Origin of the sequence: Thermogutta terrifontis (assembly GCF_002277955.1) — a bacterium.
In the GTDB taxonomy this organism is placed as follows: domain Bacteria; phylum Planctomycetota; class Planctomycetia; order Pirellulales; family Thermoguttaceae; genus Thermogutta; species Thermogutta terrifontis.
In genome coordinates this window covers 4,464,243-4,480,662 of record NZ_CP018477.1, presented here as the reverse complement: position 1 = coordinate 4,480,662, position 16,420 = coordinate 4,464,243, and the positions used below count along the sequence as shown (strand labels likewise).

Annotated in this window: 9 protein-coding genes; 6 read left to right on the top strand and 3 right to left on the bottom strand. The window is 57.7% G+C overall.

Annotation, left to right across the window (positions count from 1 at the left end):
* Positions 1-193 precede the first annotated feature (193 nt).
* From THTE_RS16580 to THTE_RS16560, 5 genes are all read left to right on the top strand, one after another.
* On the top strand, positions 194-2,476 hold the full coding sequence (locus THTE_RS16580; protein ID WP_095416486.1) for a GumC family protein: 2,283 nt from the start codon (positions 194-196) through the stop codon (positions 2,474-2,476).
* Between the two features lie 126 nt (positions 2,477-2,602).
* Complete coding sequence (locus THTE_RS16575; protein WP_168175883.1) at positions 2,603-5,449, top strand: O-antigen ligase family protein; 2,847 nt, start codon at positions 2,603-2,605, stop codon at positions 5,447-5,449.
* A gap of 374 nt (positions 5,450-5,823) precedes the next feature.
* Entirely contained in the window at positions 5,824-7,728 is a 1,905-nt protein-coding gene (locus tag THTE_RS16570; protein WP_157732184.1) for a polysaccharide biosynthesis protein, read from the top strand.
* Positions 7,729-7,808: 80 nt separating this feature from the next.
* Positions 7,809-8,942, top strand: coding sequence for a sulfotransferase (locus THTE_RS16565; protein ID WP_157732183.1), 1,134 nt, complete (start codon positions 7,809-7,811; stop codon positions 8,940-8,942).
* A 38-nt stretch (positions 8,943-8,980) separates the two neighbouring features.
* Positions 8,981-10,405 (top strand): lipopolysaccharide biosynthesis protein, encoded by a 1,425-nt coding sequence (locus THTE_RS16560; protein WP_157732182.1) that lies wholly within the window; start codon positions 8,981-8,983, stop codon positions 10,403-10,405.
* A 74-nt stretch (positions 10,406-10,479) separates the two neighbouring features.
* On the opposite strand, the gene THTE_RS16555 is transcribed toward THTE_RS16560, so the two are convergent.
* The 3 genes from THTE_RS16555 to THTE_RS16545 form a co-directional block, all read right to left on the bottom strand.
* Positions 10,480-12,507, bottom strand: a complete 2,028-nt coding sequence (locus THTE_RS16555; RefSeq protein WP_168175882.1) for a DUF2961 domain-containing protein — start codon at positions 12,505-12,507, stop codon at positions 10,480-10,482.
* Positions 12,508-12,586: 79 nt separating this feature from the next.
* A complete protein-coding gene (locus THTE_RS16550) occupies positions 12,587-13,690 on the bottom strand; it encodes an ROK family protein (RefSeq protein ID WP_095416480.1) in 1,104 nt (367 codons plus the stop codon).
* A 38-nt stretch (positions 13,691-13,728) separates the two neighbouring features.
* Positions 13,729-14,379, bottom strand: a complete 651-nt coding sequence (locus THTE_RS16545) for a 3-keto-disaccharide hydrolase (RefSeq protein ID WP_095416479.1) — start codon at positions 14,377-14,379, stop codon at positions 13,729-13,731.
* 184 nt (positions 14,380-14,563) lie between these two features.
* Here THTE_RS16545 and THTE_RS16540 point away from each other — a divergent pair, with 184 nt between their 5' ends.
* Complete coding sequence (locus THTE_RS16540) at positions 14,564-16,417, top strand: hypothetical protein (RefSeq protein WP_157732181.1); 1,854 nt, start codon at positions 14,564-14,566, stop codon at positions 16,415-16,417.
* Positions 16,418-16,420 lie beyond the last annotated feature (3 nt).

The window sequence follows — 16,420 nt, the reverse complement described above, 5'->3', positions numbered from 1 at the left end:
AATAAGTCGATTATCTAAGATCGTTTAATAATCGGACGGCCTTGTATCTCGCACACAAGTAACTGAAGACATGAGGGAGGAATGGGAATGTTTATTAACCCGGCATCCTGGAATTGTGCATAGATTGTAATGGCTCAGACATCACAACAAGAAAATCGCAGTCTAAATCAAATTTAAAATTAAAAAAGAGCCTATGAACGAAAGTTCCTGGATTCAATGGGCGGTTCCTGACTCTGCCTCACACATTCTCCATGCAATCGCCCAATTTCTCGTGGCGGTCAGGCGCCGGTGGCAGATCATGCTGGGCGCTTTTCTGGCCGTTGCGCTTCTTGGCGCGCTGTATTATGCAACAGCACCCAGAATTTATTCCGCGAAAGCTGAACTACTTATACTTCAAACGGGAGATAACGCGCTTTCGCCGACGATTGAGGCCCAGGGCAGTCGCGAAAACAGCCTCATCCCCACGTTTGTTAATCTCATCACAAGTGCCAAGGTTCTGGAAGGAGCAATCCAGAAATTGTCGCGGGAGGACCTCGCTGTCGATCTGAATATGGACAAGCCCGAAACGTGGGTGGAGGGACTGCGGCGCAATTTGGCGGCCAGCGCCGTGTACCGCACGAATATTATTACTGTCGAATATCGTTCTAAAGATCCGGGTGTGGCCGCTCGGATCGTCGGCGCCGTCGTGCAGTCCTACCTGGATTTCATGCGAAGCACGACCCAGGGTACCACCGCTGAAATCATTCGCATTTTGACCACAGAGAAAGATGACATTGCCGCCCGGTTGAGCGAAAAGGAACAGGCCCTGCAGCAATTGAGCCAGCAAATCGGGGCCCTCGACGTGGGTGTCAATTCCCAGACCGTTCACCCCCTCGTGGAAAGGGCCAAGGCGTTCAACCAGGCCCTCGTGGAGGTCCAAAAAGAACGCGTGCAACTGGCTGCCTCGCTTCAAGCGTTGGAAAACGCCGTCCAGCAGGGGGCGGATATTCGCCAGTATCTTTTTGCGGCAGACGACACCCTCGGTCAGCAGATTCTCCTGGGTGTGTTGGGATTCAGCCGGGAAGAAACGGCTGCCCGATTGGAAGTCGAAAGAAAGGTGGTCGAGGATCGCGTGGAGCTGGCACGTCTGCTTCAGGAATTTGGGAATAATCATCCGCGGGTCCAGGCACTGCAGCAACGAATTGCCGCAAACGAGGCATTTCTTCTGGCTTATCAGGATCGTCTCCGGGCGAGACTCGACAACCTGAATATCCCCGAACTCAGCCAGATGCTGTTGGGTACGCTTCGTCAACGGGTGAATGAACTCTGGCAGAAAGAAATGTCGCTTCAGGCTCAGTACGAACTGGCCCGGCAGGAGGCAGCCAATCTCGCGGGAGGTCTTGCTCAACTGGAGATGCTCAAAAACGACATTACCGGATTACGCGAACTCTACGGAGGGTTGGTCCGGCGGATTACGAGTCTTGACCTGGCCGGGGATTTGCGCGCTTCGGTGATTACCGAGCCCAGGGAAAACCGTTCGCCCGTGTCGCCCAGTCTCCCGCGTGTGTTGATCATGGTGATTCTGGGAGGTTTGACGCTGGGGATGTTTGTCGTGTATGTGATGGACGTGCTCGACGATCGATTCCGAAGCGTTGAAGAGATCCAGTGGCAGCTTCGCGCGCCGGTGCTCAGCATCATTCGAGAGATGCCTCCACGCGAGGGTGAAGGTGTGGAAGTTCTCGAGGTAGTGGCGGATCCCAACAGCCCGGCCAGCGAAAGCTTCCGCACGCTCAGGACGGCCCTGGCACTGAGCGATCGGCCAACCGGGGCGGTTGTCGTCACAAGCACGCAGCCGGGCGACGGCAAATCCACGGTTTCCGCCAATCTCGCTCTCACCTATGCACATGTGGGAAAACGCACGTTGCTGGTGGATGGCGACTTGCGGCGTCCCGGTCTCACCCAGCTTCTCGGCTTGCGGGGCGAACCGGGCATCTCCGAGGTGCTGCGCGATACCGCCCCGATCGCCGAGGCCATCCAAGCTCGTCTCAAAAAGAACATCGTGCCGGACCTGGACGTCCTTCCCTGCGGGCGTCGGCCGGCCAATCCTGCTGAGTTGCTTGCTGGACCTCGTACGGCGGAACTTCTCAACTGGGCGGTCGAGCACTACGACCAGGTCATCATCGACAGTCCTCCTGCTCCCCTTGCCAGCGATACCGCCATCTGGGGACGCCTTGCGGATGGTGTCATCCTGGTTCTGCAACCCGAGAAGAATAAACGGCGCGCCGTCATCAGGGCTGCCGAATACCTGGCCCTTTTAAAGATTCCGTTACTCGGCATCGTGATTAACAGACTATCCAATGAAAAAGAAAAAGATTACAGCGGCTATTCCGGCGACTACTATGGTCAGCCTGATGAAAGCCATGAAGAAAAGGAAGTCCCTGAGATCACCGAATCAATCTCGACTCCAGAGCGGACTGTTCCGCGGCGCGTTGCGTGATTCGGTATTATGACAGCCGTGTTATGTGGATAGATAGCAGCGGATAAAAACTATGGTTGACCAATGCACAATAAAGCGGTTATTTCTTTAATCCACCGTATAACAGATGGTGTTCTGATTGTCGGGTTGGCGCTGACAGTCCTGCTGCTTGGCGGGCGCAGCCCGTGGGCGGAGGCTGTCCTGCTGGCCACCGCTCTGATGAGCGCGAGTCTGGCTGCGGTGGCTGGCATCCTGTCCAGGCGGTCGGTTCGTCTGGGCGGTGCGGAATGGGTGCTCGTCGGCGGTGTTTTGCTGGGGATCATTCAGCTCTGCCCGCTTCCTGCGGGTTGGTTGCATGTGCTTTCACCCCACATGGATCATCTGCTGCCCGGCTGGCGGAGTCCTGCCACGGCTTCGGTACTGGGCGAGTGGCGCACCATCAGTTTGGCGCCGCAGGAAACGCGCCCCGGTTTGGGATTGTGGATTGGATACAGTTTCCTATTTGCGACCACGGTTTATCGCATTCAGAAAATAGAACATGTGGAACACTATCTACGGTTTATTGCTTTGGGAATAGTGGTGGTCGCTGGCTTTGGATTGCTTCAATATCTTTTTGCGAACGGAAAATTCTTCTGGTTTTATGAGCATCCGTTTGCCCATACTCGGGACGCTGTTAAGGGGAGCTTTGTCAATCGCAACCATTTTGCGGAATTCATTGCTCTGGGGATGGGGCCTCTCTTATGGTGGTTGCTCTACAGACGCCCTGCTGATCGGGCTAAACGGTCGAGTAAGACGGGCAGCTTTTCGACCGATTCGGCTGTGGAGCAGCATCTTCTGTGCTGGATGGCTGTCCCGGTTGTGGTGGTGGCATTGCTGCTGTCATTTTCGCGGGGAGGGATTACCGCCTCGCTGGTGGCAGCGCTGGTTGCCGGCGTCGCGCTGGCTGGGGCCGGGGCGGTTCGTGGCCGGTGGATGTGGATCGCACTCGTCGGACTGGCAGTAATTGCTCCGGCAATTGCCATCATTGGGCCGCAAACAGTCACCGCACGATGGCAGGGGGTGTTCCGGTTCCAATGGTCTGAGATCGATTCAGCTCAGGCCAGAACGCATGTGTGGCAGAACACGTGGCGCGCGGCCCGGGATTTCTGGATGACCGGCAGCGGAATCGGCAGTTTTTCGGTCGTTCATCCCCATTATCAGAGCGCGCGGTACAGCGGGCACTATTACACGCACGCCGAAAACGGTTTTCTTCAGGTCCTGTTGGAAACCGGCCTGCCTGGCTTCCTGATCTTGCTGGCGGGATTGATTCTGGTTGCCCGATGGACATGGGTTGCCGTGATACAGGCCAGCGATTCACGGCATCGCACGGGGGCGGCTGTCATTGCGGGGGGATTGCTCGCCTTTACACTGCATGGGCTGGTGGATTACGTGTGGTACAATCCGGCACTCGCGGGCGTGGTCAGCGTGCTTGCGGGGTGTCTTGCGGCACTGGCACGACTCGGCGTGAGGTCTGCCAGCGTCCCACAAACCACTTTTCAAAAGCCGTTCAGCGCGACCGAACTGGCTCAAACAGGAAGGCCTCGGCTGACTCTCCCCGTACTCGGGTTATCGCTAGCCGTGGTGCTGAGCCTGCCTATAGTAGCCCCGATTCTTACGGAGCGATACCGAGCCGGTTTCGCGGAACTGGCCTGGCATCGCTATCTTATCCTTTATCGGCAGAGTGGCGATATCGAGGAACTGTTCCGGGGTGAAGACAAATCCGCAACGGTGCAGGATTTGGACAGCACAGAAGCGTTGGGAGGGAATGCACAGGCCGATTTGGCGGCCAGTGCTGACGCGATCCCGAATGAAGACGCCGAAAACAGAGAACAGGCGGACCGGACCTATTCCTTTTCTCCCGCCGAAATCCAATCTCCGGAGGGAGTTTTCGGCCAGCAACTGAAGGAGGCAATTGAGCGAGAGTGGGAAATGATTCGGTGTCTTCAGGATGTCGTGCGTCTTGATCCGAAACGCGCGGAGGCTCATCTGCGGCTGGCCAAGGCTTACCTTCGGTTGTTCCATCTTCAGCAGTCGTGCTGTGCCAACCCAATGCCGCTCTCTCAGATTCGCGATGCAGCACTTCATGCGCAGTTTGCGTCCGTTCAGGAATTGAGATCCTGGCTGCGGGCCGCGTTTGGGGATCACGTCGAATTGCTGGACAGGGCATCCGAAGAATCGTTGATTGCCTGCCGGTTGTGTCCCCTGCAAGCGGAGGCCTACTTTATTCTCGGGCAAACGTCTTTCTTGCGTGGGGAATCCGAAGGAACGCTCCTCACATGGTACGAGCAGGCACTGGCGGTCCGTCCGAATGACGGTGACCTGCTCTTCCGTATCGGTGCTGAGTTTGCATTTATAGGGCGGCTTGAGGACGGCATTGCCCTGTGGCGCAAGGCGTTTTCCTGCGGCCCCTGGTATCGGGAACGCCTCCTGCGCTTTCTGGTGGGCCGATCTCCGCCGGAGCTGGTTGATCAGGAAATCGCGTTTCTCCTGGAGACGTTCGAGCCGGACCTAGAATCGCTGAGACTGATGTATCGGCTCTATCGGAAGCGGTATCCTCCGGAGATGTTAACGCGGCTGCAGCGGACTTATGCCTCGGCACTTCAGGCGGCACTCTCGAGAGATGAAGTTGCGTCGGAGGAACGGAGCAATCTCTGGTTGGAGGCGTACTTTCTCTTCCAGGATGCGGGCGATGAGGAACAGGCCATCGCCTGTGCTCGGGAGGCGGTGCGTGCCAATCCCGCCAGTTATCGAGCGCGCTACTACCTGGCGATCAGCTTGGAAAAGGTGGGAATGTACGCTGAGGCGGAAGAACATCTCCGGTGGTGCGTGCAACGGCGTCCGGGACATCGGGCCCTGCAGAAGCGGCTCCAGGACGTAGCGAGCAAACGGCTGGAGGCGGAGCGGCTGGCGCGCATGCCGGGCGGGGAAATTGCTGGTTTTGGGAGGAGTCGTTGAAGTTGAAGGCAGACGGGTTCATTTAATGCCCTTGTTCCGGAGGACGGCTTCGGATATGGATTAACTCGGGAAAAGGATGTCCCGTTCCATCGGCAGCAACGGAGGTTGCCGTGACTATTTCCGGAACAGGTTCTCAATCTGATCAGGATCGTGGTATTGTCCCATTCACTCGGACGCCCGACCTGCGAGTTGTCCGCGGGGAGGAAGGGTCGGAGTGTTTTTCCGGCGAAGAAAATGAATCCCAGCCGCGGGGCCGGGCCGGTTATGCTGATTCAATCGCCAGCAAGTTCAAGAGTGGCTGTGGTAAAATCCGCAGCGCAGTCGTCACGGTGAGGCGCCTCCTCAGGAAAAGGGACTGGGGAGTTTTTCGGCGGGTGCGATTCTCGACCGGGCGACCCGCCACACCGGCCAGCTTGGGAAAGAGTTTGCTGGGCGTTGCTGCGCTGGTTGTAGGCCTGGTGGCAAGCTACCTGTGTGCCTTTCACCTGCGATTTGACGGCCTGAACCAGGGGGAAGTCCTGCGGTGGTTTTGGACGACCCTTCCCTATGTGGTTGCTATCAAGCTTCTCGTCTTTGTAGCTTTTGGGATTCACCGGAGTTGGACCAGGTTTCTCAGCTTTTATGATCTTCTGGTGCTGGTTGAAGCGAGCACGGCTGCGCTGGCGGCGGTTGTCATTTTCGATCGCTTTTTTCTCCCGCCCCGCATGGTTCCGCGGGGGATTCTCCTCATTGATTGGGGAAACACCGTGCTCATTCTGGGCGGAGTCCGGGCGATCGTGCGGGCAATTCGCGATCGAACCTGGCAAAATTTCTTCAGCAATGATCCACCGGTTTTCATCGTGGGAGCGGACGAGGCGGGAGAGGATCTTCTCCGGGCGATCAATCGGCATTCTTCCTGCCGCTATCGTGTTGTGGGCTTTATTGATCGGCAGGCGGGACGGGTCGGAACACGCATCGGGGGCGTTCCCGTCATCGGAACCGTGGAGCAAGCTTGTGAGCTAGCCCAGAAACTCGGTGTCAAGGACGTTTTCCTGGCAGGCGGCTCGCTCAGCGGACGTGAAATCCGCCGCTTGATGGAAGAAGCGAGGGAAACAGGAATCCACGTTCAGGTCCTTCCCAGTTACGAGCAACTGCTTTCCGGACGCGTTTCGGTCCAGCCCCGGCCCATCGCCATTACGGATCTTCTTCGCCGCGATCCCGTCGCTCTGGAATGGGAAAACCTGCGGCATTGGCTGGAAGATCGTGTGCTGATGGTGACAGGCAGCGCGGGCAGCATTGGGTCAGAAATCGCCAGGCAACTCGTTCGCTTTCATCCCAAGTGTCTGGTTTTAGTGGACCGGAGCGAGACCGGACAGTTTTTTCTCGAGCGCGAGCTGAAACACCTGGCTAGCACTTCAGGAAGCGTTCATCGTACCCAGCTTGCTGTCCTTCTGGCTGACGTCCTCGATTGTCGGCGGATGGACAACCTCTTTGCCCGGTATCGACCCGACGTCGTGTTCCATGCCGCGGCTTACAAACATGTGCCATTGTTGGAGGCGCATCCTGGGGAAGCGGTCAAAAACATCATCCTTGCCACGCGCAATGTGGCGGATCTCGCCCATCAGCACGGAGCCGAATCGTTCGTGATGATTTCCACCGACAAGGCGGTCAATCCCACCAGCGTGATGGGGGCCTGCAAACGCGTGGCGGAAATGTATGTCCAATCCATGCGCGAGGTGTCACCCTGCCGATTTGTAACGGTTCGCTTCGGAAATGTGCTGGATTCCGCGGGCAGTGTGGTGCAGATTTTTCGCCAGCAGATTGCGGAAGGCGGTCCGGTGACCATCACCGATCCCCGCATGGAGCGTTTCTTTATGACAATCCCCGAGGCTGCCGGTTTGGTGATTCAGGCGGGCATCATCGGTGAAAGTGGTCAGATCATGGTTCTCGACATGGGCGAACCGGTCCGGATTGTGGACCTGGCCGTGGACATGATCCGCCTTTCTGGTTTGGAAGTCGGTCGGGATATCGAAATCGAGGTGGTCGGGCTTCGGCCGGGAGAGAAACTTTTTGAAGAGCTTCAGGCCGCCGACGAAAAGACGATCCCCACACGGCACGAGAAGATTCGGGTGGCTGTCAGTCCCCGTGTGAATCGGGAGGCGATCCTTCGCGCAATAGACCGGCTGTCGCGATTTTTAGAAGCCGACGACCGCCAAGTCATTGCCGAGCTTCAGCGAATCGTTCCAAATTATTGTCCGCAGGGTCAGCCGGAAATTCCCGCTGTCCGCCGGGCTGCATGAAAAAGAAGTTACCTACGTGCCATAAGGACTGCAATCAAAAAAATCACGCTGCATAGTGACCAATGAGAGGAAACGGTATCATGCCTGCGCACGCTCAGCCATCCTCGCGAATTCCTCAGCGTCCCCATGTGGTGTTCATTATGGGGGCCGGACGGAGCGGTTCGACCGTGCTCGACCTCTTTCTGGGGCAGCATCCGCTTGTCCAGAGCGTGGGAGAGCTGTGCAACTTTGTACACGACGGTTGGATCGAGCGGCGGCTTTGCTCCTGTGGACAACGTGTCCCGGAATGCGAACTCTGGTCTCGCGTCACCGAGTTGTGGAAAAAACGGTCCCAGGTCGATCTGGAGGCCTATGAAGAGTTGCGAAACCGTGTGGAGGAGCGTCGGAGCGTTCTGTGGCAGATGTTCTCTCGACCCTCGCCCGAGCAGGTGCAGCTCGGTAAGGACGTGCGGGGAAATTTTCTTACCTATGCCCAGTGGACCGCCGGGCTTTATCAGGCGATCTGCGAAGTGACGGAGAAGATCGTGGTGGTGGATTCGTCGAAGAATCCCGCCCGGGGATTGGCGCTGGTTCTCATGGCGGAACGCCTGGACCTGATCGATCTGCACCTGGTTCATCTTGTGCGTGATGTGCGGGGCTTTGCCTGGTCTGTCAAAAAGAGTTTTCGCTCGGACGAGCAGGCGGGAGTTGCCCACGATATCCGCGGTTTGCCGGTTTGGAGGAGCGCTCTGGCGTGGACCTTCGTCAATAGTATGGCCGATCTTGTCCGGCGGCGTCACGAAACAAGTCGATCTCTTCTGGTCCGTTACGAAGACTTTGTGAGCGAGCCGACTCCGGTCGTGCTTCAGCTTGCAGGCTTTATCGCCATTCCGCCTGGTCCGTGGGTAGAGCTTCTCCATTCTGATAGGCCGATCGAACCCGGTCATATCGTGGCAGGGAATCGCCTGCGAATGCAGCGTCATATCCGACTGAGACCGGACGTTGAATGGCAGTCGAAATTGAGCTTTGCGGAAAAAATGGTGATTTGGCTCCTGGCAGGCTGGAAGGCTCGGTCATATGGATATCACTACCGGCCTGCCGCGTCAGAGCTTGATCAACCCGTCGGCATGACCTCCCCACCCACCGGCCACCCCCTTGCCGGACCGCACTTTCTCGCGTCACACGATCGCCAATCGACCGGATCATCGCCTGTCTCGGAATCTGCTCAACCCTGATGGATCGCCTTCCTTGCGAGGCCGGGTACAGAGAAAACATGTCTCCATCGAAACCGGCGAACAGCCCCGAAGAAACACCTGCGTGCCGTATTGTGGCGTTCCGCCAGTCATCCGCCCTGCCGCCGCTTTCCATTCGGCAGAACTTTGCCTGGTATCTCTCCGGTAACGTGACTCAGGCGGTCTCAAGGCTGCTCGTTCTCGTGCTTCTGATCAAGTTGGGAGGATTGGCGGAAGCCGGGCGGTGGGTCGCCGCGTTGGCCCTTGGCACGCCGATCTTCGCCGCTTTTGAATTGGGGCTTCGCAATCTTCTCGTGTGCGACGTGCGACGTCGCTTTCCATTTCAGGACTATTTTTCCATCCGAGTCGTCGGCGCTAGTATGGCATGGCTTGTTGCGCCGCTGGCCGCTCTGGTGTACACAGCGAACCCGGCTTTCGTCGGTTTGGTGTTCATTGTGGCCACGGGCCGAATGTTCGATTCTCTCGCCGACATCGGCTATGCAGTGCTGCAACGGGAAGAGCGGATGGATCGGATCGGGGCGGGCTTCCTGCTGCGGTATGGCCTCAGTTTAGTGGTGATAGCGGGGGCACTGGCAGTGGGCGGAGGAGCCTTTGCAGCCGCTTGCGCGGACGCTCTGGCGGCAGGGGCAGTCTTTTTCGGATGGACACGGCCGCACGTTTCGCGCCTCCTTGCCGGTATGGTTCTTTCGCAAGGAGCTCCGGGGACAGGTTCCAACTCTTCACCTCCCACACCGGTGGAAATCATTCAATGGCAGCGACCGCACGCCGGATGGCTCAAAATCATCTGGGAAAGCCTTCCCGCCGGAGTGGTCAATTTTGAAATCAATTTGATCACCAACATCCCACGCTACGTGGTGGATATGGCCTTGGGAGAAGAAGCTCTGGCCGTCTTTGCTTCTGCCCTCCAGGTGGCCGCGGTAGGCCAGCTCTTTGTGAGCGCGATGGCCAACGCCCTCGCCCCCCGACTGGCGCGGTGTTATCACGCTCTGGAACTTCGACGCTACGTTTTTTTGTTGAGTCGTTTCATGGGCGTCACAATCCTGTTCGCCTTATTGCCTTTTGCCTTGGTTGAGACGGTCATCGGTCAAAAACTGCTCGCTTTGATTCTCACACCGCGGATTCTCGAGGATCCGACATTTCTACGCTGGATTGTGGTGGCCGCCTGCATCCTCTTCATGACCAGCGTGCTGGGACGCGGCGTCGAATCCCTCGGGGCGTTTCGACAGCATATGGTGATCCGGGGGGTAACCGTGCTCGTCCTGCTCATCCTTTCACCGGTTTTCACCGCGTGGTGGGGAATGCGCGGGACGGCGCTGGGCCTGGCGGTGGCCCTGGCAGTTTCGCTCCCCTTCTATTTGGCAGTGATTGTTTCCGCCTGGGTGCGAGCCTTGAATGTGCCGCACGAGTCTGCCCAGGCAATCTCTGTAAAAAAGGCTGCCGCATGAACGGCAGCCCGGGAAAGCTTGGACTCTTCACTCAGTTGCAGCAAGAAGCGCAGTTGCTGGACTGGCAAGCCCCGCTACTCAATCGGTGTAAGGACGACATCATCCAACCCGAACATGTAGGCTTTGATGGCCTTTTCATTAGCACCCACGATCTCCACGCGGAGCGTATTCTCCCCTTTATTGAGTTCAAAAGTACCCAGCGGGATGGGCTCGGTACGAATGACCTCAGGATTGTAAAGGTCGATGGGATCGCCCGCCTTCTGGCCATTGATCGAAAGCTGAACGATGCCATAATCCCGCGCCTTGGTGAGGATGACGGCCACCTGATACTTGCCATCTTTCGGGGCTTCGAATCCTACTTCCAGCACATCGCCGGGTTTGGCCCCCGTCCACCACAGGTGGTCATTGTTGCTCCATTTACCGAGGGGAAAGTGCTGCATTCCCTGGGCCTCCAGATTTCCCGGCGGCTCGTTCAGAATGCGAAAGCCGGCAATCTTGAGCGCCTTTTTCACGTAGTAATCGTGACGTTGTTCCACGGGGACCGGGTCGTAAGGGTCCTTCCCCTGGGGATCAAGGTACCAGCACACGGTCACCGCATACTGGGTGCCGCGTTCTTCGGTACGGAAGTACTTCTCGATGTAGCCATCAAAGCTGGTGTGGAAGGGCACGTTATCCACGAGTTGCCAGCGGAACACCGACTGATGCCCCTTGTTGTTCTGCGTCATTGTTTGACAGTGGTATGCCCGCTGGAAAAGGTGTGGATCACACCACGCATAACCGAAATAGTCCTCGGAGCCTGTACCGAAGGTGGACGGATACTTTTCACCGTCCACAAAGAATTTCTCGTCTCCTTCGCCCCACCAGCCACCGAGAGGATTCCACACGTGCAGCATCACGCCAAGATACCGGCCGCGCCCCTCGGTGTGGAGAAGCGACCAGTCTGGCCAGCGATCGGGTGGGACCTCGAAGGTGTCCCGATGCCATTTGCAGTGAAAGTAGCCAAGCCCTTCAAACGGCCGATCTAAAGGAGCCACAATCACCTTATATTCGATCTGACGCGGCACGGTGTCCTCGTTGATCACCTCGATACGCGCGCGCTTGGCAAAGGGCATGTACCAGTAGGCGTAGCCGCCTTCGTCTGTCACGCCCGTGAGGAAGCTCTTGTACTTGTTCCAGCCGGGCGCCGTGCCGAAGAAGTCTCCCACGGGGCACCACACGGCAGGCCTGGGTTGATCATCCCAGGTGATTTGCAGCGCCACGCGGCGCAGGGCCGCCATCTCGTCGGCCCGATCTCCGCACTTGATCTTCCCCTTGATGGCGACAATCGCTTTAGGGCCCGTAAGCTCGAGCGATTCCTTAGCCCCGGGAGCCAATTCCAGACCACCGCCGTGGGTTTCCAGTTCCATACCCGCATAGACCGGCGGCAATTCTCCCATCTTCTCGGCGAAGAAGTCGTTGATCTTCTTCAGCAGGTCAGCATGTTGGGCCACAAGCTGGGCGCTGAAGGTGGGGACCTGTGTACCCTTCGGGTACGTGCGATAGACAAAGTGGTAATAACGGCCCCATCCTTTTTCCGCGACAATCTTGCAGGACTTCTGATAAGGGATAGGCATGTAGAGATTCTGGCCGCGGCACCCCTGATCTTCGAGGTGGTAGGAAAGTTGCGGGTAGTTAAATGGTGGCGTGTCGCCCGTGAAGTATTTCTTAAACGGCAGATCGACAACGGGTTGTTCCGCGCCGTCCAAGTAAATCTTGACATGTCCATCCTGGGCTAGTGCCGACCAGATACGCCAGATGCATCCCGGCCCCTGCATCTCCGCCAGAACCCCCATGCCGTTTTCCTCACGGATGAAGTGATGACCATCCCCATTGGCCGCCCAATTAATATATTTGCCGGTTGCCTCGTCGTACTGACTGGCACGATCCCAACTTGACCATTGCTTGCAGTATTCTCCGTCTGCCGGCAAAACGGCCGGCGCCCGCGGATCAAGCATCTGCATGAGCAGGTCGCGATAAGTGTAAGCGGTCTGTGCCCATCCAGTTGATGCGCCCAGCACCAGCGCTGCACAGACGAGAACAGGAAGTCGTCTCAACGGCATCATAGCCACTCTCCTTTTCTGTTCATTGGTGTCCATCGGAGCCATCACCAGGACTCCGGATCCCCACGTGTCACCACGGGATTCACTTTTTCTGTTCAAGCGCGGGTGATGTCACGCCCTTTCCGGCAGCAGCTTCGAAGCGTTGCCGGGCAAGCAAAACCGCCCCATGGACCATCACTTCTTCCCCCAGTTCCGCCGGTCGAATGACATAGCGGTCGGCGAGCGGCGGAAACACATATTTCACCACTTCCTTGCGGAGCGGCTCAAAAAACAACCGTTCCCCAAGGAGCGATACCCCGCCGCCGATGACAATCGCCGAAGGCGCCAAAAGCGTGATCATCTGCGCGAGGGCCCAGCCGAGTGTTTGCAGCGCACGGGCAAAAACCCACTCCGCGATCACATTGCCGGATGCCAGAGCCTCACCCAGCATCTTTGTGGTGAGCCGTTCCGCATCGTTGTCACAGCGCCGGAGAAGATCCGTGGCTGCCTCATGGAGTGTGAAAAAGGATACATCGCCACACTCCGGTGTGGCCCACCTTTCACGCCACCGGAGGATGAGCGTTGGCTCGCCAGAGCCGGCCTCAAAAGCAGCACGAGAGGCGAGCACCTCCTTGACCAGAGCCTGGGCCCGGGCCGCGATTCCCCAGCCTGCGGAGACGGATTCGAGATCCTCTTCGGGCGACACGGCCGTCGGTCCCGGACGGAGATGCCCGATCTCGGCGGCAATCCCATGGGCACCGGTGTAAATTTTGCCTTCGTAAATCAGGGCTCCACCGATACCGGTGCCCACGGTAATGTAAAAGACGGCGCGATGACCCTTGCCTGCCCCATAGATCGCCTCTGCCCAGCCAGCAAGGTCGGCGTCGTTTCCCATGGCGGTGGGAAGCCCCAGTTCATCCTGAGACCATTGAACGAGGGGGAAGTCGTCCCAACCGGCCACGTGGTGGCTTTTCAGGGTTCGTCCCGATTGAACATCGATGGGCCCACCAAACGCGATACCGATCGCTCGGGGATGGTACTCGGCAATAAGGGGCCGGGCAAAATCGAGGATTCGGCGGCGGATCGCCTCGGCTCCCTGCCTACGATCGATCTCATCCCGACGCAGGGCGATCAGCGGAGGTCCCTCGCCTGTTCCGATCCCGACCTGGAGCTTTGTACCGCCGATCTCGATTCCGAGATAACACATGGAATCCCTGCCGCCGAGCAAAACAAGCCAGTCCCTGGTTACTTCAATTCCTTGATACGTATTCTGCGGAACTCCACCCGTGTGCCGTGACCGAGAAACCCGATGTACCCTTTGTCCCGTTTCAGGCCGGGGTGGTCGCGGTGATCCATCGGCTGGACTTCATCGAGATTCGCATCGACAATAACGACACCGTTGAGCGTCACACGGACGTGCCGTCCCTGGCACAGGATTTCTTCGCTGTTCCATTCCCCGACGGGTTTGAGGTGACCGCGCTTGGCAGGGACCACGCCGTAAATGGAGCCGTGATACTGGTACGGCTGAAGTTGTGTGTACTGACTTCCTGAATCGTCCAGAATCTGGATTTCCATGCCACAATAGGCGGGATCACATCCGAGTGGTGTGCGGATCCCCACGCCGTTGTTGGCATTCGGTGTCAGCTTGAATTCGAATCGGAAAATGAAATCGCTGTACTCTTTTTTGGTGTAAAGATTCCCGCCAGGCTTGCACACAAGCACGCCATCTTCAATCACGTAACCCTTGGTATCGCCCTGCCATTGGTCGAGCGACGTTCCATCAAACAGGCAAACAAAACCTTGTTCTTTTTCTTCCGGGGTAAGACAATTGGATGCTTCCTCCGCCCAAACGGGAAGCGCGACCAGGACCAGGACAACTGTGGGGAGCAATCTCATGGCTGCGACTCCTTACAATGAAAACTCTTGGAAGCTTCAACCCTATCCAGCCAACGCATCGACTTCCCAAGAGTATAACGAAAACTGGTCGGAGAATCAGCCGATGGGGGACGCAAAAAAACAATTTCGGCGGACCCACCTCTCGAGGTCCTCCGAGCGGAAATTCTTGGTGCGGAGTAAGGCAATGGTGCATCCGTGGTGCAGAGCCTGGAACAACGGTCTGGTGATTTGCTGCCTGCTGGTATTTGTGCTCCTTGGAGGAGCTCGGATCGCGCGGGCAGGGGGAGGTCCGGAAAACGTGCTCCTCGTTGTCAACTCCGAAAGTCTAGTTTCGCTCGCGGTGGCCAACTTCTACCAGTCCCTCCGTCAGATTCCCGATTCCAACGTCCTCTATCTCGCGTGGGATCCCAAGGAACAGGTGACGGACGTCGATCGATTCCGCGAAAAAATTCTGCTTCCCATCATCGAACATCTCGCGCGACAGGGGGCCCTCGAGTGGATTGACTGCGTCGCCTACTCGGCCGATTTCCCGTGGGGGATCGAATTACAGAAAGACATTGAGCGATTTGCCGAGGAACATCCGGAATTACTTCCTCCTCGGCGACCCGGAACTCCCGACAAGGAAAAAAACACCGATGAACCGGCAAGTGCCCGCTGGCCACGTGTGCTCACGCCTCGTGGATCCCTAAACGGCCTGACTTATCTTTATGCTGGAGTGCTGGCGCGCCGTCCGGACTATTACATGTCCCTTCGGGTCAACCAGTACATGCGGCGGGCAATTCCTGAGCAAAAGGAGCTTCCCACACTGGGATTCAACAGTCGATTGCAATTTGACGAGCACGGCAATCTCGCCAAGCAGGGCCAGCGGTATTTGTTGTCGATGGTGCTGGCCGTTGCGGCAGACGAAGATACCCGTGGAAACACCCTGGAAGAAATCCTTGAATATCTTCGACGCAGTGCGGCCGCTGATGCAAGTTTCCCGCGAGGCACGATCTACTTTGTGCAAAACGGCGATATCCGTTCCCGCACCCGTGACCCGGCCTTCCCCGAAGTTGTGGAGGCTCTTCAGAAGCTCAACGTCCGGGCGGAAATCGTCCACGGAATCATGCCCGAGAATAAACCCGACTGTCAGGGCGTCATGATGGGGACGGCGCAATTCGACTGGGCACGCTCAGGGAGCACCATCCTACCCGGTGCCATCTGCGATCATCTGACGAGTCTCGGCGGAGTTATGACAAAATCTGCGGGACAAACACCTCTCACCGAATTCCTTCGTTATGGGGCAGCGGCTGCCAGCGGGACAGTTACCGAACCGTTTGCTATCGCTGAAAAGTTCCCCCTGCCGACGATCCATCTCCATTACGCGCGGGGGTGTAGCGCGGCCGAAGCATTTTACCAATCCGTGTACGGGCCGTATCAGTTACTCATCGTGGGTGATCCGCTTTGCCGGCCGTGGGCAAACATTCCCGCCGTGAAGCTCAAAGGTCTGCCGGAAGGAAAGACGGTTCGCGGCGTCCTCACGCTTTATCCAGAAGCCCATTTTCCCAGGCCGGGATTACCGCCACCAATTGGCGGTGGCCAGGTCGATCACTTCGAGTGGTTTGTGGATGGACGGCTCGTGGGGCGATCCGGCCCAAACGAGCCGTTCACCATCGACACGACAAAATGGGATGACGGCTATCACGAACTGCGGGTTGTGGCCGTGGAAACAGGTCTCATTGCCAGCCGGGGTAGCCTCATCGTGGAGCTTGCGAGTGACAATTTCGGCGGCCAGATCTCAGTGAAGCTCCAGACGCCTCACGTCAGGTTGGGAGAGCCTGTGTGTCTGCACGTCGAGAGTCCCGGAGCCCTTGCTGTCGTGGTGCGGCAGAACGGTCGACTTCTGGCCCGGTCTGTAGGCGAGAAGGCTGACTTTGAAATTGACAGCCGAAGGCTTGGGGCGGGGCCCGTTCGGCTTCAGGCGATTGGCCTGGGGGGCCCAGGCCGACCAGGAAACACGATCTCCCGCCCGATGGACGTCATCATCGAGCGGGAGTGAACT